Raw genomic sequence first — 21,942 nt, 5'->3', positions numbered from 1 at the left:
ATACTAAAAAACGAAATGAAAAAAAAACAACTACTTCAATATAGCGGAAAAGCAATATTTTGGCTTCTAGTAATCTCATCAGTAACACTTGTAGCAATATATTTCCACCAACAAAACCTCACCAAAAATGGAAGTTTTAAATCCATAGTAGATGGCATTATTAGTGGTGTTGTTACTGCTTTTATCCTTTTCATTGTACAAATATTGTGGAAACAGAATTTATTAATCTGGATTGAAAATTTATTATATCAAGATGTAAAGATTGAAGGAGAATGGAATGGTTTTATTGTACCATTTATTGGTCTAGATGAACTGGATAAAATCCAAAGGAAAATTGCTTGGGAAAGATTCAAAAAAATGCAAAAAGAAAATTCTTTGAATAACAAAAAGCATAATTATGAAGAGCAATCTTCACAACAAGTTACTACTTCTACTATTTATGATGAAAAAACAGGAAAAGAAGAAACTGTTGAAGCAGAAATTATCCTAAATAATAAAGACAACAACAATAATGTAAATGATAATCAAAATAGAACCTTCATCAGTATTTCCGCAAAACCAATTATAGTAAGAGCGGAACTTAAAAGGAAAGGTCATCAAATTAATGGTAGAATCATTGAAATTGGTGGAGCTAGCGATATTCATACATATGATTTAAATGGTTCTTTTAAAAATTTAATATTAACAGCTAGTTATGAATCAACAAGTAAAAGTCATATTGATAGAGGAGCTTTATCTTTAATGCTTGTTGAAAACGGTAGATTATTGGAAGGCTTTTTCTCATCTTATAATGATAATGAGCATTGTATGAGTCCTATGAAATGTTATTTGTATAAACGTAGTAGTCGAGATAAAAATTAATATGAATTGTGCCTAAGATGCAGTTTGGCTATATGGTGGGTGATTAAAGGCTTATTTAATGTATCTTTTGTTCTTGCTAACTATTATTTTTAATAGAAACCCAACGTATACCTAGATAGTTCGAGCTTCAAGCTCAGTGCTACCTAGCACTCGGACTATCCGGTGAATTTTCAAAATATCTACTTTGCAATTTATTTTTATAAAAGAGTTTTAGAACTGACATCATTTTACAAAATGAATTCTATACCAGTTTTGAATGGGTCATTGAATCTTGCAAGCGCATCTAAATTAACTTTATATTGCTCAGGAAATTTCTTAAACTCTTCTTTCATTCGTATTACACCAGCAGGACATAAATATGCAGGTGTATTTCGTCCTAAAGGGCTCAATGAAGGAATGGATTCATCAAAAAGCGCTACATCTACATCAACCCCAAATAAAGTTTTTACAGCTTTATTCGTTAATTGGATGAAATAAGGAATTCTGACAACTGTGTAACCATGTTTTTTATATAGTTCAGTATTTTTCAAATCTTTCTCAACAACATCTGGATTGTTATAATGTTGCAACCCGTCAAACTCAACAATTAGCTTTAGAGATTCACTTCTATAATCTGGACGCATCTTATACTTTATCCCATTAATTTCTCCTAAAGCCTTATCATGAATCCAATCATTCGTTTTTGGAAAAATAACCGCTAAATATTCATCTAATCCCGTTCTGTGAAGATTTGTTGCAGGGTCAATGCCTGCTCGTTTTGCTTTTTCACTCGTTTCGCGTAAAAAAACAAATTTGATTTCTGACATAATACAAGGGGTTCTTTTTTACACAAAAGCAATTACCTACTCAATATGCGCCTTTTTCTTCAAAATTTTCCACAACACAGGCACAGTGGTAAAACCAACGATACCAATTACGATAAACTCAATGTAATGTTTCAGGTCGATTCCGAAGCTATCTAAGAACAGCGCGTGTAAATAATGTCCTGCAAAAATCATGGAAAATGCCCATAGGAAGGAACCTACTATATTGTAAAACATGAATTTCTTTTTATCCATTTCTACAATACCCGCTACTACGGGTGCAAACGTACGTACGATAGGTAGAAAACGCGCAAATACAATGGCGCGATTTCCGTATTTGTCGAAAAACTCTTTGGCTTGGTACAAATATTTTTTCTTAAAAAAGAAAGTGTCTTTTTGATTGTAAAGGTAATTCCCGCTTTTGGCGCCAAACCAATAGCCTGTCATATTCCCTAAAACGCCCATCATTCCAACTAAGCTGGCAAAAACAGTAACGTTTAAAAAATCATTTCCTAACGAAATTTGACTCATCAAGGTTTCGCTATAAATACCTGCCAAAAACAACAAACTGTCTCCTGGCAAGAAAAAGCCTGCTAACAAACCTGTTTCGGCAAAAACGATAAACAATACTACAATTAATCCAATTTTGATTCCACCGAATTCTAATAAGATATAAAACTCTGGGTTTAATAATTGCAACCAATTAAAATCTTTCATCAATACTGATTTTATTTTTAACAAAAAGGCGAAGGTACTCATTTTGGTACAATCGCCTTTTATAAATTAATTTAATTTATTCTTAAAATTTAAATATCCAATTGATACATTTCATGTAAATCAGAATTACAAGAGAAATTTACTTCTAAATCAGTTACATAACCAGAGTTTAAACCATATACCCAACCGTGTAAGAATAATTCTTGTCCGTTTTTCCATGCGGATTGCACGATAGAGGTCTTGGCTAAGTTTAACACTTGTTCTTTTACATTCAGTTCGACAAACGTATTCAATCGCTCTTCTTCATTGGTTATCGTATTCAATCGTTCTTTATTAAAACGGTAAATATCTTTAATATGACGAATCCAATTGTCGATAACCCCATAGGAGCCATTACCCATCGCGGCTTTTACGCCACCACAGCCGTAATGACCACAAACAATGATGTGTTTTACTTTCAGCACATTCACTGCATAATCTAACACACTTAACATATTCATATCAGTATGCACCACCATATTGGCAATATTTCGATGCACAAATACTTCTCCAGCTTTAGTCCCTGTAATTTCATTAGCTGGCACACGACTATCGGAACAGCCTATCCACAACAAAGGTGGATTTTGACCTTGCGCCAAATCTTTAAAAAAGTTAGGGTCTTGGTTCAATTTTTCCTCGACCCATTTTTTATTATTGTCGAGTAGTTTTTTATAGAAATCTCCCATTTTTACTTAATTAATTCTTTTAGATTAAAGTTAATATCTGATTTTATAAATGTACAATCTTCATAAAATTCAACTAACCCTGTTTCTATATTGTACATTCCCCCTACAATTCCTATCATTCCATTTTCAACCATCTGTTCTAAAATATAACTTCTTTGTAAGATTGATTTTACCGTTCTCTTTACATTTATTTGTGCTACATTTTCTACAAAGTGGCTATTACTAGAGGTTCTATTGTCTTTTGTCATTTGTTCTTCATATACTGCTGGTTGTAATTTTGAGAGTAATTCTGTTAGATTTCCCATTTCTATGTGATCACAAGCTCCTTTTACGGCGCCACATTTAGTATGTCCTAGTACTACTATTAGTTTAGAACCTGCTACTTTACAAGCAAATTCCATACTTCCTAAAATATCTGTATTGATTACATTACCTGCAATTCTTACTGAAAAAACATCGCCTAATCCTTGATCAAAAATTAATTCTGCCGAAGTACGACTATCTATACAACTCAAAATGGTTGCAAAAGGCCATTGTCCGTCTCGTGTATCATTAACCTGTTCTAACAAATCTCTATGAATTTTCAGGTTATTTACAAATCGTTCGTTTCCTTCTTTCAATATTTCCAGAGCATTCTTTGGACTTATTTGTGACTGTAATTCTTTATTTAGAGTTCTCATTATGTTTCATTTAGTTGTGTGTTCTACATAAATATGTTTTTCTTCTTCTCCTGTATTTTCTAACTCATACGCTTCTTTAAAGCCTATTAGTTTTACATTAATATTTTCTTCTTTGGCTCTAATTTTTTTAAATTCTTTTATTAAATCCAGAACATCATGTGCTATATACACTGTATCTGACGCATTAATAACGACAGATGAGTTTCCAGGAATAGAGGACAATGTTAATTTAATAGCGGCTTTATTTAAAAAAGAAACTTCCTGAGCTAAGTCTATATGAATACAATCTCCTTCTTTATAATTTTCTTTTCTAAAATTATAAGCACGTTGTATATTTCCTTTTAAGATAAAAATCACGCTTATTATTAAACCCAATGCTACTCCTTTTAGTAAATCCGTAAATACCACTCCAATCATAGTTGCAATAAAAGGAATGAACTGATATTTACCTCGTTCATAAAAATGTTTGATTATTTTAGGATTAGCCAATTTATATCCTACTAATAGTAAAACGGCCGCTAAAGTAGCTAATGGTATTTTATTCAAGATAGAAGGTATAGCTACTGCACAAAAAATTAACAAAACACCATGAAAAATAGCAGCCATTTTCGTTTCACTACCTGCATTAGCATTCGCTGTAGTACGAACTACAACAGATGTCATAGGCAAACCTCCCAAAAGAGCACTTACTAAATTACCAATTCCTTGCGCTTTTAATTCATTGTTAGTATCTGTATATCTTTTATGTTTATCCATTCTATCTGCTGCCTCAATACATAATAAAGTCTCTATAGAAGCAACCACCGCGATTGTAACACCCACAATCCAGACTTTTTGATTTGAAATTTGTGAAAAATCAGGCATTGTAAAACTCTCTTGAAACGCTACAAATGATTTTGGAACAGGTAATTTTACTAAATGACCATCTAAAACAGCTAGAGAAGAACCCAGTCCTACAAAAACTTGATTTAGGATAATACCTATTACCACGGCAACTAAGGCTGACGGAACTAGTTTCAAATCTTTCAAAATAGGTATCTTAGGCCATAAAACTAAAATAGATAAAGATATAATGGTAATTAGAGTAGCTCCCAAATGTATATTTCCTACAACCGAAAACAGTTCTGAAAAGGTATTTTCTCCATCGGGTTGCAAAAAAGCTAAATCGCCTTCGTAATCCTTATCATAACCAAAAGCATGAGGTAATTGTTTTAAAAATATAATAACTCCTATACCGGCTAACATTCCTTCAATTACATTATTAGGAAAATAATTAGATATAGCTCCTGCTTTTAGAAATCCTAAAATTATTTGAATAATGCCTGCTATAAAAACAGCTAATAAAAAGACATTAAAGCCTCCTAAATCTGAAATTGCAGTTAAAACAATTGCGGTGAGTCCAGCCGCAGGTCCAGAAACGGACAAATGTGACTTACTAAGGTATCCTACTACTATACCTCCTACTACTCCTGAAATAATTCCTGCAAAAAGAGGAGCTCCTGAAGCCAATGCAATACCTAAACACAAAGGTAAAGCCACTAAGAAAACCACTAGTCCTGCGGGTAAATCAGAACCAAGGTTTCCAAAAATATTTACTTTTTTTGTCATCCCATATTTAATTTAAATCCATAAAAATACAAGCCTCTTTTGTGCTTGCTTACTTTATATGTTTTAAACTATTTTAGGAGGCATATCACGAAGTAATAAGTGTACTAAATAATCTTTTAGCACATAAATATGATTGTTTCTATTTTCTTTTTTGGGTAGAAATATTAATTCGTTAATAGGAAAATCAAAAATAAATTCTGCTTTGTATTCTTTAAAATCTTTTGTTTCCTTAGAATCTTCTGTATCTTCTTCAAGCAGTAACCACGAAACTTTGCTCTCTTTTTCATCATTTATCAAAACTATGATACTTGGCATGAATTGAAAAGAAAGAAAAGACAATAATAATATGCTTGTTAAAAACTTCATCGAACGAAGTTAAGCTTTTAATATTTGATTACAAATAATGATGTGTTTTTTTTAACACATCATCCATTCCATTGATTTCCTTTAAACTCAGATTCAGCATTAGATTTCGTGGTGAAGAGGAAAAGTTACTAAAATAAAAATACACAGATTTTTTTGCTGATGTAGGGCAAAAGCCATAATTCGAAGAAGCCTTTGTTACTTCGCCAAAGGAAAAAGTTGCATTATCAATATTCTACGATCTCTCCTTTAGTATAAATGATAAAATTGGAACCTTTTAAGATAATTTGATTGAGGGTAAAAAGTGTACTTTTTATATTCAAAGTTCTTTTATTTGTAATAAATTTCTACTGTATAATCTGAGCTTAAAGGTCCTATTCTATTCGCTTTATAGATGTAGGAATAAAACAAAAAACAGATATCAAGTATTTAACTCAATATCTGTTTTAAATATTTTTTAGATCTTATTAAGTATACTCTACACTAGGAACATCTCCTTTGTAGATCGTTTAACTTTTTTATTTTACAATATACACTCTTCTATTATTTAATGGCTGAATATTTCTAAAGTTAGGGTGTTTATAAATGGATTTGTAAAAATTAAATTGAGTAGAAGAGATTTCTTGTTTGGATTTAAATACAAACCAAGTAACTGGCCCTCCATTTGTCATATTGGAATTTGTTCCAAAATTTGGTGTTGTAAGAGATCCTGTATAGGAATATATTTTACTCATGTCTTCTGGTAGTATTTCAGCAATAGACAGTGTAATATTAGGCATATTTACTTGACCTGCTTCTTTAGGAGAGTTTTCAAATAATTTTTGAATGGTTGAATTGGCAGATCCTAATTCAACTAAAACACCTAAAACAGCATAAGAGTTATCTACTGATTTGTTTACAAGGTGAATTTCCATTTTACTATATACTCCATCAATCTTATGTTCACTATTGTAATGAAAGTGGATATTTACTAAATTGTATTTTTTCTTACTAATTGTAATATAATTATTATCTGTATCTGTATTGTTCAGATTAATTTTTAACTCTTCATTACCATTATTTGTAACATTACTTAAGAGCATTTTTCCATAATGAATCTCCAAATCATTTTTATTAACTGAAGTTAAATTTGAAGTTGGAATATCAATAGGTGTTTGAGCAGCTATTACAAATGGAGGGAAATTAGAAGTAAAAATGGGTGTACTAATCAAATCCGAAGGAAATCGAGTTAAACTGGTTGAAGTACCTCCTTCTTTATCTGAATCAATAATATGATCATCTTTATCAACACTACATGAAATGAATAGTGCTGATAAAGAAATAGCCATAATAGATGACATACTTAATTTTCGAACAGACTTTTCAAAATGTGATAAATAAAACTTTTTTGTTTTCATTTTAATATAATTTTAGTTTTTATGTAGTTGTTTAATTTATTCATTTTAGTACTTTAATATTTTTAACACGAGCCCTTAATCTTTATTCTTTCTTAGCTAATGATTTCAAATAGCATTTAGACTTAAGGCTATTTGTTTTATAGTACATATCGTACTATAAAATATCTTTATTTCACTTTTAATCCAAAATTTAAAATCATTTTTTAGCTTTACTAATTACCTGCAAAACAAGAGCGTAACTTTTTACCCAAATTACGCTTTAACTATTTATTAGAGACAGAAACGAATTTAATTTTCATTAAAACAAAAACGTAAAAATAAAACTATTTGCAAATAAAAAAGATATTTTATGTTTTTTTAAACAAATTTTAACAAAAAAAATTAAAAATAAATACACAACAGTAAACTTAATTATACAAAAGCAACCAATACAGTTTAAAACTTATCTTCGCTTAATTAATGATTTTTATTTTTTAAAATTAAATAAGCACCGCTTTTATTAAACACCTTATTTTTCTGACTATATTTATAATTATCCTATCCTGTCTAATGAAACAACATTCTAAACTTAATAAACAAGATTATACACTACTAATCCTTTCTTATCCCAAAAGTGACCTTTGTAACGCATTATTATTTCAGAAAAAAATTATATTCCAATAGTTTTTAAAGACATTTTCTATTTAGTAGTTAACAATATTATTTAATTACGTTCATACTGGCAACAACCATGAAGTTTCTCATAATCTTCTTTATTTGCTTTTACATTTTTAGTATCATGCCCTATTTTCCCTATGGCTCTTTCTATATCTAGCAAAGTCGTTTTTTCTTCATTTATAACTAAATGCAACATTTTTTCTTCAATGTTATATTGCGCCATTTTGACTCCGGAAACTGAAAAAGCGGCTTTTTCAATTCGTTTTTTACACATTTCACAATTACCATTTACTTCTATATTGTACTTTGCATTTTTATTTTTTTTGTCTTGACCAAAAGTTAAAAATCCAATCAATAATGTTAAAATTAAAATTATCTTTTTCATATCTTTCTATTTATTTTAGATCTTATTATCTAACCCAAGCTACTTTTATTTGATTATTATTTCACTTTAAAACGCAAACCAGCATAAGCCATTTGCCCAAAAACAGGAGCATATACTACAGATGTGTCAAAATTTATCCCAAACGGATTTTCAGAACCTACGATAGCTTTTTTTTGTTTATAATTTCCTAAATTTTCAATCCCTGTATACACTTCGAATAGCGTAGAAAAAACATGTGTTACCTGTGTATTCATCACAACAAAATCAGGCGAAAATAGCGGTAATTGTAAATTTGTATTGGGTAATTGTTGTTTACCAGTCCAATTTAAAGTAAAATCAAAACGCCATTGTTTGCCTCTTTCTTTTCTATTGATTGTATATTCTATATTAGAAAAGAAACGATGTCTTGCTTGCAAAGGTCGTTGGTATTGTCCTGTATAATATTCCGTTTTAATATCATAAAACTTATAAGCGGAACGCAAATTCAGGCTTTTAAGAATTTCAATAGTAAACTCTAATTGAAAACTGTTAGCAAATGAGTTTCCTTTTAGGTTATAAAAATTAACATCTTGATACGATTCTAAAACGTCTACCACTACTTGATTTTTGAAATCAGTCCGATAAAAATCTATTGAAGCATCCGCATCCATTCCTAAAAGTTTAAATTTTTGCAAAAAACCGATACCATAATTCCAAGCTATTTCTGGATCTAAACCATAAACATTACCTGAATTATTCAAAATATTAATTTTCCTATTACTAGCAAAAAGAACTTGATTTTCTGCAAAAATATTTGCAACACGTTTCCCTTTTCCTACGGAAGCTCTAAGAACTGCATTTTTCCAGGGATTATAACGAGTATGAATACGAGGAGTTACAAAAAAACCTAAACGACTATGATGATCTGCACGTCCTCCTATGATAATACTAAAATCATCCATATTATCGTAAGTATATTCAAAAAATGCTCCTATAGAATTATCCTTTCTGCTTAGATCTTGTTTTAAAACAAATTCATTATAATCATCTAAAGTAAAATTTAACCCTGTAGCAAACTTATTCTTAGTATTATGAATAATCGAATTAAAGATTAGATTAGAATAAAAACTCTTTTGCTTAATATCATAAGTCCGTAATCCAAAATATGAATTTTGATTATGTATAGTCAATGCGCTCTGGAAACCAACACTCTGGTAAGGAGCTTCTTTCCAAACGTATCCTATTTTAGACGAAAAATCGATACGATCTGTTTTAATTTCAGTCCCCCAAGCATTTTCTGTTAATCTGTCTTTTATGGGGTTAAAAATTAATTGTCCAGATTGTTTTTCATCTTTCATATAACGAAAATTCAAAAAACTCACCCAACCTGTTTCGGGATTAGCATATTGCCAACGATTCATTATATTTACTTGATTCCCCAACGGATTATCTAAAAAACCATCATTGTTCATATCCATTTTGGACACACGCATATTACCGTGCATTAATAAAGTCGTAGCCCATTTAGTCCCTTTTTTTTCTGTAAGATGCGCATTAAATTCAAAACGAGAATCAGTAGCACCATACAAATTCAAATAAAACGGTATTTCTTTTATAGGTTTTAACAATTCCGTATTTATCTGACCTGAAATACTTTCGTAACCATTAACCACACTTCCGGCTCCTTTCGTAATTTGAATACTTTCTATCCAAGTCCCTGGCGTAAAAGACATTCCATACACTTGTGAAGCGCCTCGAACTGATGGTATATTTTCTTCGGTGATTAACAAATATGGAGATGTCAAACCTAACATTTTTATTTGTTTAGTACCCGTTAACGCATCTGAATAATAAACATCAATAGTAGGATTTGTTTCAAAACTTTCAGCCAGATTACAACAAGCTGCTTTTAGTAATTCTTTACTAGATAAAACAGTTGTATTAGTTGTCTTTAACAACGATTTTTCTAATTTATCACGCTTAGATTGGACTGTTATCGTTTTTAAACTATCCACCTTTTGCCCAAATAGCAAAGCGCTAATGAGCATTAATATATACGTATAAGTAGTTTTCATTTTTTAATTAATTAGTAAAACATTCTTTTAGGAAAAACCCTCTAAACCAAATGTGACTAATTAATTTAAGCGTAAAATAACAATCGAGAATATAATTTGTAAAATGGTGGTGCATGGGTATTACAGTGATAAGCAGGTAAATTATTTACCATAACCTCATTCACTATACGTTCATTAAATACGAGCTCAAATCTTTCTTTTGTTATAAAAACAGGTGATTCAAACTGAATTGATTTTATTAAAATTTTTTCAGAAGTACTCTCCTTAATTTCTACTTTTTTGTCTTTACAACAAGAATCTTCTACTTCTTTTTTATCTCCACAACAGCCCGAAGAATTATTTTTTTTAAGGCTCTCAACAGAAATAGCGGCTATTACCTCTCCGCAATAGTGTACATTAATTGCCAATCCTGTATTCGAAACCAACACAAGCAATGCCAAAGTAATATGTATAAAATTGCGAAATTTCATCTTTACAAAGATAATTTATTTTTTTTCGAGTTCAATCCTAAAGAATCAATTGAATTTTGTATTTTCTTTTTGGCAATAAAAAGCGGGGATAAATAAAATTAAAAATAAAGGTTGAATTAAAAATCGACGAATATAAAACAACGTCATCCTATAACTTTCATCAAAAAACTGTAAAACAAAAAAAATAAAAAGAATTAAAAAAAACAAAAAGAATAAATAAAGAATAATAGCTATTTTAATCATTCCAATTTCTCTAAATAATACAAATAAAAAGATTAGACTTAAGAATGTATTCAAAAAATAACGTAACAACCAATTAAACAACAACTTAACCAAGTTATAATCTGGATATAGCTGCTGTTGAAATTCTCCTTTAAAATATTCAATAAATGGATCATAAAACCAATCAGATTCATAATTCCTTACAAGTATTAAACCTGTAATAGATAAAACACCTATTACAAACCTATCTTTATTTTTTAGTAATTTTTGAAACATATTCCGAATATTTTTTCACCCAATATAACCAAAGTACGAACACTATACCATAAATAATGACAGGAAATAAAATCCCATGTAAAAAATGTCCGTATTGCGGATAAAGATTATATAAAACAACAAGTAATACAATTCGTAAAATATTCAAAACATATATAAACAAACTTCCTAACAGCGCAAAACCGAATGTTTGATTAAAATTAGTTGAAAAGGCTATTACAAAAGCATTAAATAGAATAATAATACTTATTGAATTACAGCCTTCAATTATACGAGCTAGGTATTGCTTGTTTACATACAACTGATATTGTTCATTCAGAGCATCTTCTACAAGATTAACCTTTAGACCTAAATAAACCAGAATTTTTTCCGTTGCATACGATACATTTTCAGTAAATCCATCGACTTGATTCACAAAACCAGACAAATACAATCTGTAAAGTACTGTAAGTACTAAATAAGACAAAAAAAACTTTCCTAAAAAAAGGAAAAAGGGGCGGTAGTGTTTTAAAAGTGTCTTCAAAAAATTATTTTTTAACAAATTTATATAATTTAAAAAAAACAAGTATTTTACATTTGTAAAAAATTCTAAAAGATCATGCAATTCGAAAATCTAAAACCTCAAATTATATCTATTATAAATGACAGTTCATCCTCTAGAGATAAAAAATTAACCCGTATTTGTCAGTTATTACAAGACACTATTTCCTATTATAATTGGGTTGGCTTTTATTTTGCCAATCATGAAACACGTACTTTACATTTAGGCCCGTATGTAGGTGCAGAAACGGACCATACTGTTATTCCCTTTGGAAAAGGCATCTGCGGACAAGTGGCAGAATCAAATACTAATTTTGTAGTTCCAGATGTACAAGCACAGGACAATTATATAGCTTGTAGCTTTACTGTAAAATCTGAAATTGTAGTTCCTTTATTTGTAAACGGTGTAAATATTGGACAAATAGATATTGATAGTCATGTCCTAGATCCTTTTACGGAAGCAGATGAGCATTTTTTAGAGTTTGTTAATTCAGAAGTTGCGAAACTTTTTTAAAATAATTTATAATTCATAATTTATAATTCATAATTATTTTTACCTTTGTGCCCGTATTGGGAAAATCTCAATCTACATAATAATCATTTAAATAATATTAGCATGTATTTATCAAAAGAAAAAAAAGTTGAAATCTTCACTCAACACGGAGGAAAAGCTGAAAACACAGGTTCAGCAGAAGGACAAGTAGCTTTATTTACTTTCAGAATTAATCACTTAACAGAGCACTTAAAAAGAAATCGTCATGATTACAACACTGAGCGCTCGTTAGTAAAGTTAGTAGGAAAAAGAAGATCTCTTCTTGACTATCTAAAAAACAAGGATATCAACAGATATCGTGCGATTATCAAAGAATTGAACATCAGAAAATAATCCAGATAAAAAGAGGTGCTCGCGCGCCTCTTTTTATTTTTAAATATTTTACAACAAAAGTTTGGTTTTTCATTGGGTTTCAAACAACTACACAACAACACAACAACAACAACACAACTAGAACCCATTGTTTAATTTTACAAAAAAAGATTTTATGATCCCAAAAGTATTTCAAGAAGTTATCGATTTAGGAGATGGAAGAACCATCACAATCGAAACAGGGAAATTAGCCAAACAAGCCGATGGGTCTGTAGTTGTGCGAATGGGCGATGCTATGCTTTTAGCAACGGCTGTTTCTGCTAGAACAGCTAACCCAGGTGTAGATTTTTTACCGCTAACAGTAGATTATCGTGAAAAATTTGCAGCAGCAGGCCGTTTCCCTGGAGGTTTCTTCAAGAGAGAAGCACGCCCTAGTGATAGTGAAGTATTAACAATGCGCTTAGTTGATCGTGTTTTACGTCCTTTATTCCCTGACGATTATCATGCTGAAACTCAAATCATGATTCAATTAATGTCTCATGATGAAAATGTTATGCCAGATGCCCTAACAGGCTTAGCCGCTTCAGCATCATTAGCTGTTTCAGATATCCCTTTTTATAACTTTATTTCAGAAGTACGTGTAGGACGAATAGATGGTAAACTAATTATCAATCCTAACAAGACACAACTTGAAAGTTCCGATATCGATATGATGATTGGTGCTTCCAAAGACTCTGTTTGTATGGTAGAAGGCGAAATGAAAGAAATTTCAGAAGCTGAAATGATAGAAGCTATAAAATTTGCTCACGAAGCTATAAAAGTTCAAATTGAAGCACAAGAAAAGTTACGTGCAGCTATTGGCACCTTAACATATCGTGAATACGAACCTGAAAAAAATGACGAAGCCGTATACAACAAAGTAAAAGAAGCTTCTTACAACCAATTTTACGCAGTAGCCCAAGAAGCATCTGCCAAACAAGAAAGAGGTGAAAAATTTGCCGCTATTGCAGAAGAAATAAAAGCTTTATACTCTGATGAAGAGTATGCCGAAAATGAAGATTTAAAAGAGTTAGTAAGCCGATACATATACAAAACACAAAAGGCAGCCGTTCGTAATGTAATCCTTGAACAAGGAATCCGTTTAGACGGCCGTAAGACAACCGAAATCCGTCCTATTTGGTCCGAAATCGATTATTTACCATCTGCTCATGGTTCTGCTATTTTTACACGAGGAGAAACACAAGCTCTAGCTACCGTAACATTAGGCACCTCTAGAGAAGCAAACATTATCGACTTACCTTCAGAACAAGGAGAAGAACGTTTTTACTTACACTATAACTTCCCTCCTTTCTCAACCGGCGAAGCCAAACCTTTAAGAGGCACTTCACGTCGTGAAATAGGACACGGAAACCTAGCTCAACGCGCCCTTAAAAACATGATCCCTTCTGATTGCCCTTACACGATCCGTGTTGTATCAGAAGTCTTAGAATCAAATGGTTCTTCCTCTATGGCAACCGTATGCTCAGGAACATTAGCACTAATGGACGCTGGTGTACAAATGGTAAAACCCGTTTCTGGCATTGCTATGGGATTAATTACAGATGGAGAAAAATTTGCTGTCCTATCAGACATTTTAGGTGATGAAGATCACTTAGGCGACATGGATTTTAAAGTAACAGGTACAGCCGACGGTATTACAGCTTGCCAAATGGACATTAAAATAGAAGGATTACGCTATGACATTATGGAACAAGCATTAGCACAAGCCCGTGATGGCCGTATGCACATCTTAAACAAAATCATTGAAACAATATCAGAACCAAGAACTAGCGTTAAACCTAAAGCTCCTAAAATCATCATGAGCTCAATACCTGCTAGTATGATTGGAGCATTTATTGGTCCAGGCGGTAAAAACATTCAAGAACTACAAAAAGTCACCGAAACCACCATTGTACTAACAGAGGAAGGAGACAAAGGCATTGTTGAAATTCTAGGCACTAATCAAAAAGGAATAGAGGCTGTGTTAGCTAAAATTGAAGCTATGGTATTCAAACCACAATTAGGCGAAGCTTACGAGGTAAAAGTAACCAAAATGTTAGATTTTGGTGCTGTTGTAGAATACACTAAAGCCCCTGGAAACGAAGTTTTACTCCATGTATCAGAATTAGCTTGGGAACGCACCGAAAAACCTAGCGATGTAATAAATTTAGGCGATGTATTTATGATTAAATATTTAGGTATTGACCCTAAAAACAAAAAAGAAAAAGTTTCAAGAAAACAATTACTTCCTCGCCCTCCTCGCGAAGAAAAAAAAGAAGATAAAAAAACAAACCCACAAGGTTAATTAATTTTATTAATTCAAATAGATGAAACCTCGATTTTTTTTCGAGGTTTTTTATTTTTTCTGTAACTTTTCACCCCTTCTTTACGTATAACCATTAGAACTTTTAAAAAGCAAGGAGATTTTTAAATGAGACAGCTCAAAATTACTAAGCAGGTAACTAACCGTGAAACTGCTTCCCTAGACAAATACCTACAAGAAATTGGCAAAGTAGATTTAATTACTGCAGATGAAGAAGTAGAATTAGCTCAACGCATCAAGGCTGGCGATCAAAGAGCCTTAGAAAAATTAACAAAAGCGAACTTACGTTTCGTAGTATCCGTAGCAAAACAATATCAAAATCAAGGATTAACCCTACCCGATTTAATTAACGAGGGAAATTTAGGTTTAATTAAAGCAGCCCAACGCTTTGACGAAACACGTGGTTTTAAATTTATTTCATACGCTGTATGGTGGATTCGCCAATCTATCCTACAAGCTTTAGCAGAACAATCGCGTATTGTACGTTTGCCTCTAAACAAAATTGGTTCTATCAATAAAATCAATAAAATGTACGCTTTATTAGAGCAATCTAACGAGCGCGCTCCATCCGCTGAAGAAATAGCAGCTGAATTGGATATGACCGTAAACGACGTAAAAGAATCAATGAAAAACTCAGGTCGCCATCTATCTATGGATGCTCCTTTAGTAGAAGGTGAAGATTCTAATTTATATGACGTACTACGCTCCGGAGAATCACCTAATCCAGATAGAGAACTGATTCATGAATCATTACGAACCGAAATCGAACGCTCATTAGAAACATTAACTCCTCGTGAAGCCGATGTCGTTCGTTTATACTTCGGATTAGGCGATCAACACCCTATGACTTTAGAAGAAATTGGCGAAACTTTTGATTTAACTCGCGAACGTGTTCGTCAAATTAAGGAAAAAGCCATTAGAAGATTAAAGCATACTTCTAGAAGTAAAATCCTAAAAACATATCTCGGATAAGCTATTTTTTTATAAAAAAATGTTAACTTTACACTTTTTAAGTTTATAATTAAACATTTATATTACCGTAACAACAGTCTAAGACTGTTCGTTTTTTGATTGATGATTGAAACTCCGGCTGATTACCGGAGTTTTATTTTCTCTTCACTTTCGCTCGTTTTTACCCCATATTCCGTATTAGACTTTCTAGTGAAACAAAAAACAATAATAATTCAAATACTCACGGAAAATCTTAGAAAAAATAGGGATACTTTTTCAAAAAAACTATTGTACTTGATCCAGATTATGAAACTTCTCCTTCCGTAGGAGTAACAAACAAATGAGATCCTTATACATTCTTTCACCTTTATTCCATGTCTATTCGATAATATAATACTATTTAAATTTTGAATTTACTGGGATATTACTTACCTTTAGGCATGCCAAAGAAAATCCAAATAGCAATAAAAGAAGATGTTGATTTTTTAGATAAATTACTAGTAAAGACATCTGGATCTTTGAAAAAAGACAGAATAAAGACTTTGATTCTAATTAAGAAAGGAAAATATGTTTTTTATAGTTCCATTGCTAAAAAATTAGGGAGAACCGAGAAGACTGTACGAGGTTGGGCACAGGAGTATCTGAAAAGCGGTATTTCTGAAATGTTAAGTGTTAGAAGTGGAGGAAATAATACAAAGAAAATATCTGAGAAAATGGCCAATGCTATTGAGCAGAAATTGAATGATCCAAAAACAACAATAACATCGTATGTTGAATTGTTGAAGATTCTCGAAAAAGAGCTTAACGAATCGGTTAATTATGGTGCTTTATATGCTCATTGCAAACGCAAGCATCAATCAAAATTGAAAGTTGCAAGAAAATCCCACTATAAAAAGGATGAAAACGCAGAGGCGTTTTTTAAAAAACCTTGAAAACAAATTTGAAGAGTGTAGAATTATTCTTAATAAAAATAACTTTGAATCTGTAAACCTCTATTTTCAGGATGAAAGTCGTTTCGGTTTGATTACAAAACAGAAAAGAGTTATTACCGCAAAAGGAATAAAAGCCATCGGTACTTATAAACATAGCTATCTTTATAATTGGCTCTGGGGAAGTTTTTCCCCCATAACAGGTGAGAGTTTTTGTATGACAACACAAAGTGTTTGCAAAGAATTATTTGTAAAATATCTGGAAGATTTCAGCAATCACAAGCCAACAGAGTTAAAGATTATGATAATTGATAATGCCGCATTTCATTCCACAAAGGATGTGATAATTCCTGACAATATATTTCTTTTGCCAATTCCACCATATTGCCCAGAACTTAACCCTGCTGAGAAAATGTGGCAATGGATGAAAGATAAAATTGCAATGAAAATTTATGATACTTTAGACGACTTAAACCAAAAAATGGAAGAATTGATTAAAATATCTGATGATAAAACAATTAAATCAATAACAGGCTATCCGTTTTACATGAATGCTTTTTACAGTGTTTTCAAAGTTTAAACGGTATAAAAACAATCTTACAAAGATTCAAATCATCAATAAATATATTTCCTAAACATAATTATATTACAAATTGTCTTTAATGTGTATAACTTATAATGCAAGATTTACAACATTATAAAGAAAGGGAATAAAAAAAGAAAGCTGAGCTAAAAAAGGCAAAAAAAAGACTATTAATACCCAATAAAAGGACTTAGAAGGACTTACCTCTCTTTAAAAAAAAATTAATTATTTTATTGCAGTGGCCTTATTGGGATTCGAACCCAAATCGTCAGAACCGGAATCTGATATTCTATCCAATTGAACTATAAAGCCAATATAATCACTAATATTGAATTAAGGATTTTTATCTATATATCTAATAATAGAGATCTAGTAAAAATCCTTAATCATTTTTCTCGTTTTAAGCTAGGAGCTTTTTTACAATATTAGAAATCGTTTTTCCATCTGCTTGTCCTGCTAATACCTTAGAAGCCTGCCCCATTACTTGCCCCATAGCTGCCATTCCTGAAAAACCTCCTTCTGCAATAATTTCAGCAACTGCAGTTTCTACTTCTTCTTCTGACAATTGAGCAGGTAAAAACTTTTCGATAACAGCTACTTGTGCTAATTCGGGTTCAGCTAAATCTGAACGATTTTGTTCTATATAAATAGCCGCTGAATCTTTACGCTGCTTAACTAAACGTTGTAATAACTTTATTTCATCATCAGCTGAAATCTCTTCCTTAGCTCCACTTTCTGTCTGCGCTAATAGAATAGCTGACTTAATCGCTCTTAAAGCCTCTAATGCTACTGAATCTTTAGCCTTCATAGCATTTTTCATTTCGTCCATAATTTTTGCTGATAAACTCATAAGGATTTTATATTAGATATTTTTTTATAATTAGTTTAAACATTTTATTTCACTTTGAAAACAAAAAAGTAAATTTTTATGAGATGCGAAATTAAAAAAATTACCCGAAAAATCATTACATTTTTCGGGTAAGATAGTATACTTTTTTTATTTTAATTAATCTACATTATCATGTAAAAAAGAATTATTAGAACGCAATTGTATTTCGTCATTATTATCTAAACCTAAAGACATTCTTGACTGATTATTTTGAATTGGGTTGTTTGTTACATCCAACCCCATTCTTTTATAAGCTGGTACTTTTTCATATTCTTCTACACGAGATGCGTTGTTATGAAATTTGTAATTAAATTCTTTCATTTTGCGACGACGTTCTTCTGCTCTTAATCGCAATGATTCTTCAATAGACATTTCTACTGGAGAAATTTCATTAGAAACTGAAGCTAGATTTTGTTCTATTATCGGTTCCTCTGTTTGCTTCATTGTAATATTTAGTTCTTCTGGAAGCTTTTCTATTACAGGTTCTGCTTTTTTGGTTTGAAAAAATGGGTTTTCATTTTCCATATATTCTTCCAAAGAGTGGCGAATAATTCCGTCTTGTGACACTTCTGTCATGGACACAAATTGAACAGCCTGATTTACTTTTATGTCTTTTATTTCATCTGTTAATTCAAAAACATTTTTTTCAGTAGTTGCAGAAGGAGGTGTTACCATCTCTTTTCTAGCTACTGGTAAATCGAAAGTAAATGCCATAGGTTCTTGAGCAGAAATTACTTCGGGTGCTACTACTTCCATAGCTTTAGCTTCTGGACTTGTGATAAAAAATTCATTTGCTACAACTTGTTTAGGCGGAACTATTTCAAAAGTAACGTTTAAATTTTTAATAAATTCAGAAGTTGGAACTAAATCTAAATTTGAAATTACTGATTGATTCACAACTGATTGTTGTGTCACAGACTGCTGCACCACTGGTTGATGAAAATCAGTTGGTGCAGAAACAGGAGATATTAGACCATCAGATGTTTCATCCTCTAAATTATACACTACTCTTGAATCTACAGGCGGTGTAGGAATAACTGGAGTTACAGGTATAACGGGCTCAGAAGGTGTAATAACCGTATTAAAATCAAAACCTTGTGCTTCAAATTTTTGGGTTAAATTTTGCACTAATTTTTGTTCGTCTTCTAAAGCATGAATTATTTTCCTAGGCTCTGTATTTACAAAACCTGCCTGTTGTTCTATACAAAACCCTGTTGCAATAACGGTTACTGAAATTTTATCTCCAAGTTCTTCATCTTCTCCAACTCCCATGATTATATTAGCATTATAACCTGCTTCTTCTTGAATATAGTCATTGATTTCTCCTATTTCATCAATAGTAATTTCATTAGCACCTGAAACGATAAGCAACAAAACGTTTTTAGCACCTGTAATTTTATTATCATTTAACAATGGTGAATCTAAAGCGGCTACAATAGCTTCTTTTGCTCTGTGTTCTCCTTCTGCTGTAGCAGATCCCATAATAGCTGTGCCACTATTAGACAAAACTGTTTTAGCATCTTTTAAGTCAATATTTTGAGTATAGTGATGGGTAATTACCTCTGCAATACCTCTTGACGCTGTAGCTAAAACTTCATCAGCTTTAGAAAATCCAGCTTTAAAACCTAAATTACCGTATACTTCACGAAGTTTGTTATTGTTAATAACAATCAACGAATCTACTTGTTTTCTTAATTTTTCAACACCTAATAAAGCTTGTTCTGAACGAACTTTGCCTTCAAACTGAAAAGGAATTGTTACGATACCAACAGTTAAGATGTCTTTTTCTTTAGCTAATTGAGCAATTACTGGCGCAGCACCTGTACCAGTACCCCCTCCCATACCTGCTGTTATAAAGACCATCTTAGTATTTGTGTCTAACATCTTCTCAATATCCTCTATACTTTCTAAAGCTGCTTGATGCCCTACTTCAGGGTTTGCTCCAGCACCTAATCCTTCTGTTAGGTTAGCACCTAACTGAATACGATGTGGCACATTACTATTTTGCAAAGCTTGAGAATCTGTATTACACACAATGAAATCAACACCTTTGATTCCTTGTTTATACATGTGATTAATAGCATTACTACCACCACCACCAACACCAATTACTTTTATCACATTGGTTTGCGTTTTAGGCAAATCAAATGATATACTTCCAAATCCTGAGTTGCTTTCCATACTATTTGGTATTTATTTTTTCTTGTGTTACGATTGACAATAAACGATTACTCGGCATTATCTAAAAAATCTTTAATTTTATCTATGTATTTATCAAAAAAGGAACGACGAATCGTTTTTTCAGTTGACTTTGATTCAGGGATTTGGGCTTCCTCAATTTCCTTTTTCAACTCCTCTTCTATCTTTTTTTGTTCTTCTTCTGTTGGTTTTTGAACCAAAATAGGCTCTGGTATATAATCTTCTTTAAGAATAGCACTCATGGTATTATTACGAATACTATTCATGACTAAACCTACCGCTGTGGCATACAATGGACTTGAAATCTCTTCACCTGAACTACCTGCTAGATGTTCGTTTGGATAACCTATCCGAGTATCCATACCTGTTATATACTCGACTAATTGTTTAATATGTTTTAACTGAGATCCGCCTCCTGTTAATACAATTCCTGCAATTAATTTTTTTCTTGGATCATCATGACCGTATGATCTAATTTCACTATAAATTTGCTCTACAATTTCCACGACACGAGCGTGGATTATTTTAGAAAGATTTTTCAATGAAATTTCTTTTGGTTCGCGTCCTCTCAATCCTGGTATAGATACGATTTCATTGTCTTTATTTTCTCCTGGCCAAGCAGAACCAAATTTTGTTTTTAACAGTTCGGCTTGTTTTTCAATGATTGAGCAACCTTCTTTTATATCTTCTGTTATAACATTACCTCCAAATGGAACAACTGCTGTATGACGAATAATTCCATCTTTAAAAATAGCTAAATCTGTTGTACCTCCCCCAATATCTATTAGAGCTACGCCAGCTTCTTTTTCTTCTTGACTTAAAACAGCATCGGCCGAAGCTAACGGTTCTAACGTTAACCCCGACAAATCTAGACCTGCACTTTTTATACAACGGCCTACATTTCGGATGGAAGATGCTTGTCCTAATACAACATGAAAACTAGCTTCTAAACGACCTCCGTACATTCCTATGGGTTCTTTTATCCCTTCTTGTCCATCAATTTTAAATTCTTGAGGCAATACGTGAATAATTTCTTCACCTGGCAACATTGGTAATTTTTGAACTTGTCCGATAAGTAAATTAATATCTTTTTCACTAATTACTTCTTCGGCATTAGGTCTTGATATATAGTCACTATGCTGAATACTACGGATATGTTGTCCTGCAATACCCACCACTACATCTTTTATTTTGTAACCTGAATCTTTTTCTGCTAGGGAAACAGCTTCTTGTATAGACTGGATGGTTTGAGTAATATTATTTACTACCCCACGAGCCACACCGAGACTTTTAGACTTCCCTACACCTAAAATTTCAAGCTTACCATATTCATTTTTCTTACCTAACATAGCTACAATTTTAGTTGTACCTATATCAAGTCCTACTGCTATATTATCTCTTTCCAT

The 21,942-nt window shown here is 31.8% G+C and carries 22 protein-coding genes and 1 tRNA gene; 7 read left to right on the top strand and 16 right to left on the bottom strand.

Features of this window, described 5'->3' with window-relative positions:
* Window positions 1-15: 15 nt before the first annotated feature.
* Window positions 16-861, top strand: coding sequence for a hypothetical protein (locus NAB20_RS06685; RefSeq protein WP_375605733.1), 846 nt, complete (start codon window positions 16-18; stop codon window positions 859-861).
* Window positions 862-1,088: 227 nt separating this feature from the next.
* Here the strand turns inward: NAB20_RS06685 and NAB20_RS06680 are convergent, their stop codons facing one another.
* From NAB20_RS06680 to xrtF, 12 genes are all read right to left on the bottom strand, one after another.
* A complete protein-coding gene (locus NAB20_RS06680; RefSeq protein ID WP_375605732.1) occupies window positions 1,089-1,667 on the bottom strand; it encodes a DUF559 domain-containing protein in 579 nt (192 codons plus the stop codon).
* A gap of 36 nt (window positions 1,668-1,703) precedes the next feature.
* Window positions 1,704-2,381, bottom strand: a complete 678-nt coding sequence (locus NAB20_RS06675; RefSeq protein WP_127823603.1) for a DedA family protein — start codon at window positions 2,379-2,381, stop codon at window positions 1,704-1,706.
* Window positions 2,382-2,470: 89 nt separating this feature from the next.
* Window positions 2,471-3,106, bottom strand: coding sequence for a carbonate dehydratase (can, locus tag NAB20_RS06670; RefSeq protein WP_088390043.1), 636 nt, complete (start codon window positions 3,104-3,106; stop codon window positions 2,471-2,473).
* Window positions 3,107-3,108: 2 nt separating this feature from the next.
* Window positions 3,109-3,786 (bottom strand): carbonic anhydrase family protein, encoded by a 678-nt coding sequence (locus tag NAB20_RS06665; protein ID WP_127823602.1) that lies wholly within the window; start codon window positions 3,784-3,786, stop codon window positions 3,109-3,111.
* Window positions 3,787-3,792: 6 nt separating this feature from the next.
* Window positions 3,793-5,394 carry a SulP family inorganic anion transporter gene (locus NAB20_RS06660; protein ID WP_105195280.1) on the bottom strand — a complete coding sequence of 534 codons (1,602 nt, stop codon included), beginning with the start codon at window positions 5,392-5,394 and terminating at the stop codon, window positions 3,793-3,795.
* A gap of 63 nt (window positions 5,395-5,457) precedes the next feature.
* Complete coding sequence (locus NAB20_RS06655) at window positions 5,458-5,760, bottom strand: hypothetical protein (protein WP_088390046.1); 303 nt, start codon at window positions 5,758-5,760, stop codon at window positions 5,458-5,460.
* Between the two features lie 515 nt (window positions 5,761-6,275).
* A complete protein-coding gene (locus tag NAB20_RS06650) occupies window positions 6,276-7,154 on the bottom strand; it encodes a carbonic anhydrase family protein (RefSeq protein WP_375605731.1) in 879 nt (292 codons plus the stop codon).
* A gap of 703 nt (window positions 7,155-7,857) precedes the next feature.
* On the bottom strand, window positions 7,858-8,196 hold the full coding sequence (locus NAB20_RS06645; protein WP_105195413.1) for a heavy-metal-associated domain-containing protein: 339 nt from the start codon (window positions 8,194-8,196) through the stop codon (window positions 7,858-7,860).
* 56 nt (window positions 8,197-8,252) lie between these two features.
* The gene (locus NAB20_RS06640; RefSeq protein WP_375605730.1) at window positions 8,253-10,250 is read right to left on the bottom strand and encodes a TonB-dependent receptor plug domain-containing protein; all 1,998 of its coding nucleotides are present in this window, start codon (window positions 10,248-10,250) and stop codon (window positions 8,253-8,255) included.
* Window positions 10,251-10,315: 65 nt separating this feature from the next.
* Entirely contained in the window at window positions 10,316-10,720 is a 405-nt protein-coding gene (locus NAB20_RS06635; protein WP_127823601.1) for a hypothetical protein, read from the bottom strand.
* Between the two features lie 45 nt (window positions 10,721-10,765).
* Window positions 10,766-11,218, bottom strand: a complete 453-nt coding sequence (locus tag NAB20_RS06630) for an exosortase F system-associated protein (protein ID WP_105195410.1) — start codon at window positions 11,216-11,218, stop codon at window positions 10,766-10,768.
* A complete protein-coding gene (gene xrtF, locus NAB20_RS06625) occupies window positions 11,193-11,741 on the bottom strand; it encodes an exosortase family protein XrtF (protein ID WP_105195417.1) in 549 nt (182 codons plus the stop codon). Before xrtF ends, NAB20_RS06630 begins: the two co-directional genes overlap by 26 nt.
* 75 nt (window positions 11,742-11,816) lie before the next feature.
* Here xrtF and NAB20_RS06620 point away from each other — a divergent pair, with 75 nt between their 5' ends.
* The 6 genes from NAB20_RS06620 to NAB20_RS06595 all read left to right on the top strand — a co-directional run bounded on the left by NAB20_RS06620 (window position 11,817) and on the right by NAB20_RS06595 (window position 17,445).
* Complete coding sequence (locus NAB20_RS06620; protein WP_088390052.1) at window positions 11,817-12,272, top strand: GAF domain-containing protein; 456 nt, start codon at window positions 11,817-11,819, stop codon at window positions 12,270-12,272.
* 102 nt (window positions 12,273-12,374) lie between these two features.
* Entirely contained in the window at window positions 12,375-12,644 is a 270-nt protein-coding gene (gene rpsO, locus NAB20_RS06615; RefSeq protein ID WP_088390053.1) for a 30S ribosomal protein S15, read from the top strand.
* Window positions 12,645-12,798: 154 nt separating this feature from the next.
* Window positions 12,799-14,967: a polyribonucleotide nucleotidyltransferase gene (locus NAB20_RS06610; protein ID WP_375605729.1), complete on the top strand. Its 2,169-nt coding sequence runs from the start codon at window positions 12,799-12,801 to the stop codon at window positions 14,965-14,967.
* A 126-nt stretch (window positions 14,968-15,093) separates the two neighbouring features.
* Window positions 15,094-15,957, top strand: coding sequence for an RNA polymerase sigma factor RpoD/SigA (locus NAB20_RS06605; protein WP_014164868.1), 864 nt, complete (start codon window positions 15,094-15,096; stop codon window positions 15,955-15,957).
* 386 nt (window positions 15,958-16,343) lie between these two features.
* A complete protein-coding gene (locus NAB20_RS06600; protein ID WP_375605126.1) occupies window positions 16,344-16,868 on the top strand; it encodes a transposase in 525 nt (174 codons plus the stop codon).
* Window positions 16,834-17,445, top strand: coding sequence for an IS630 family transposase (locus NAB20_RS06595; protein ID WP_105196716.1), 612 nt, complete (start codon window positions 16,834-16,836; stop codon window positions 17,443-17,445). The genes NAB20_RS06600 and NAB20_RS06595 overlap by 35 nt, the downstream gene beginning before the upstream one ends.
* Before the next feature lie 242 nt (window positions 17,446-17,687).
* Here the strand turns inward: NAB20_RS06595 and NAB20_RS06590 are convergent.
* From NAB20_RS06590 to ftsA, 4 genes are all read right to left on the bottom strand, one after another.
* Window positions 17,688-17,760 (bottom strand) — tRNA-Arg (locus NAB20_RS06590).
* Between the two features lie 88 nt (window positions 17,761-17,848).
* Window positions 17,849-18,298 carry a GatB/YqeY domain-containing protein gene (locus NAB20_RS06585; RefSeq protein WP_105195405.1) on the bottom strand — a complete coding sequence of 150 codons (450 nt, stop codon included), beginning with the start codon at window positions 18,296-18,298 and terminating at the stop codon, window positions 17,849-17,851.
* A gap of 156 nt (window positions 18,299-18,454) precedes the next feature.
* Window positions 18,455-20,518, bottom strand: coding sequence for a cell division protein FtsZ (gene ftsZ / locus NAB20_RS06580; protein WP_375605728.1), 2,064 nt, complete (start codon window positions 20,516-20,518; stop codon window positions 18,455-18,457).
* A 47-nt stretch (window positions 20,519-20,565) separates the two neighbouring features.
* Window positions 20,566-21,942 carry a cell division protein FtsA gene (gene ftsA / locus NAB20_RS06575; protein WP_088390403.1) on the bottom strand — a complete coding sequence of 459 codons (1,377 nt, stop codon included), beginning with the start codon at window positions 21,940-21,942 and terminating at the stop codon, window positions 20,566-20,568.

The organism is Flavobacterium davisii, assembly GCF_042182265.1.
In the GTDB taxonomy this organism is placed as follows: Bacteria; Bacteroidota; Bacteroidia; order Flavobacteriales; family Flavobacteriaceae; genus Flavobacterium; species Flavobacterium davisii.
Note: the sequence above shows the minus strand (reverse complement) of the source record. Positions and strands in the feature narration are given on the sequence as shown.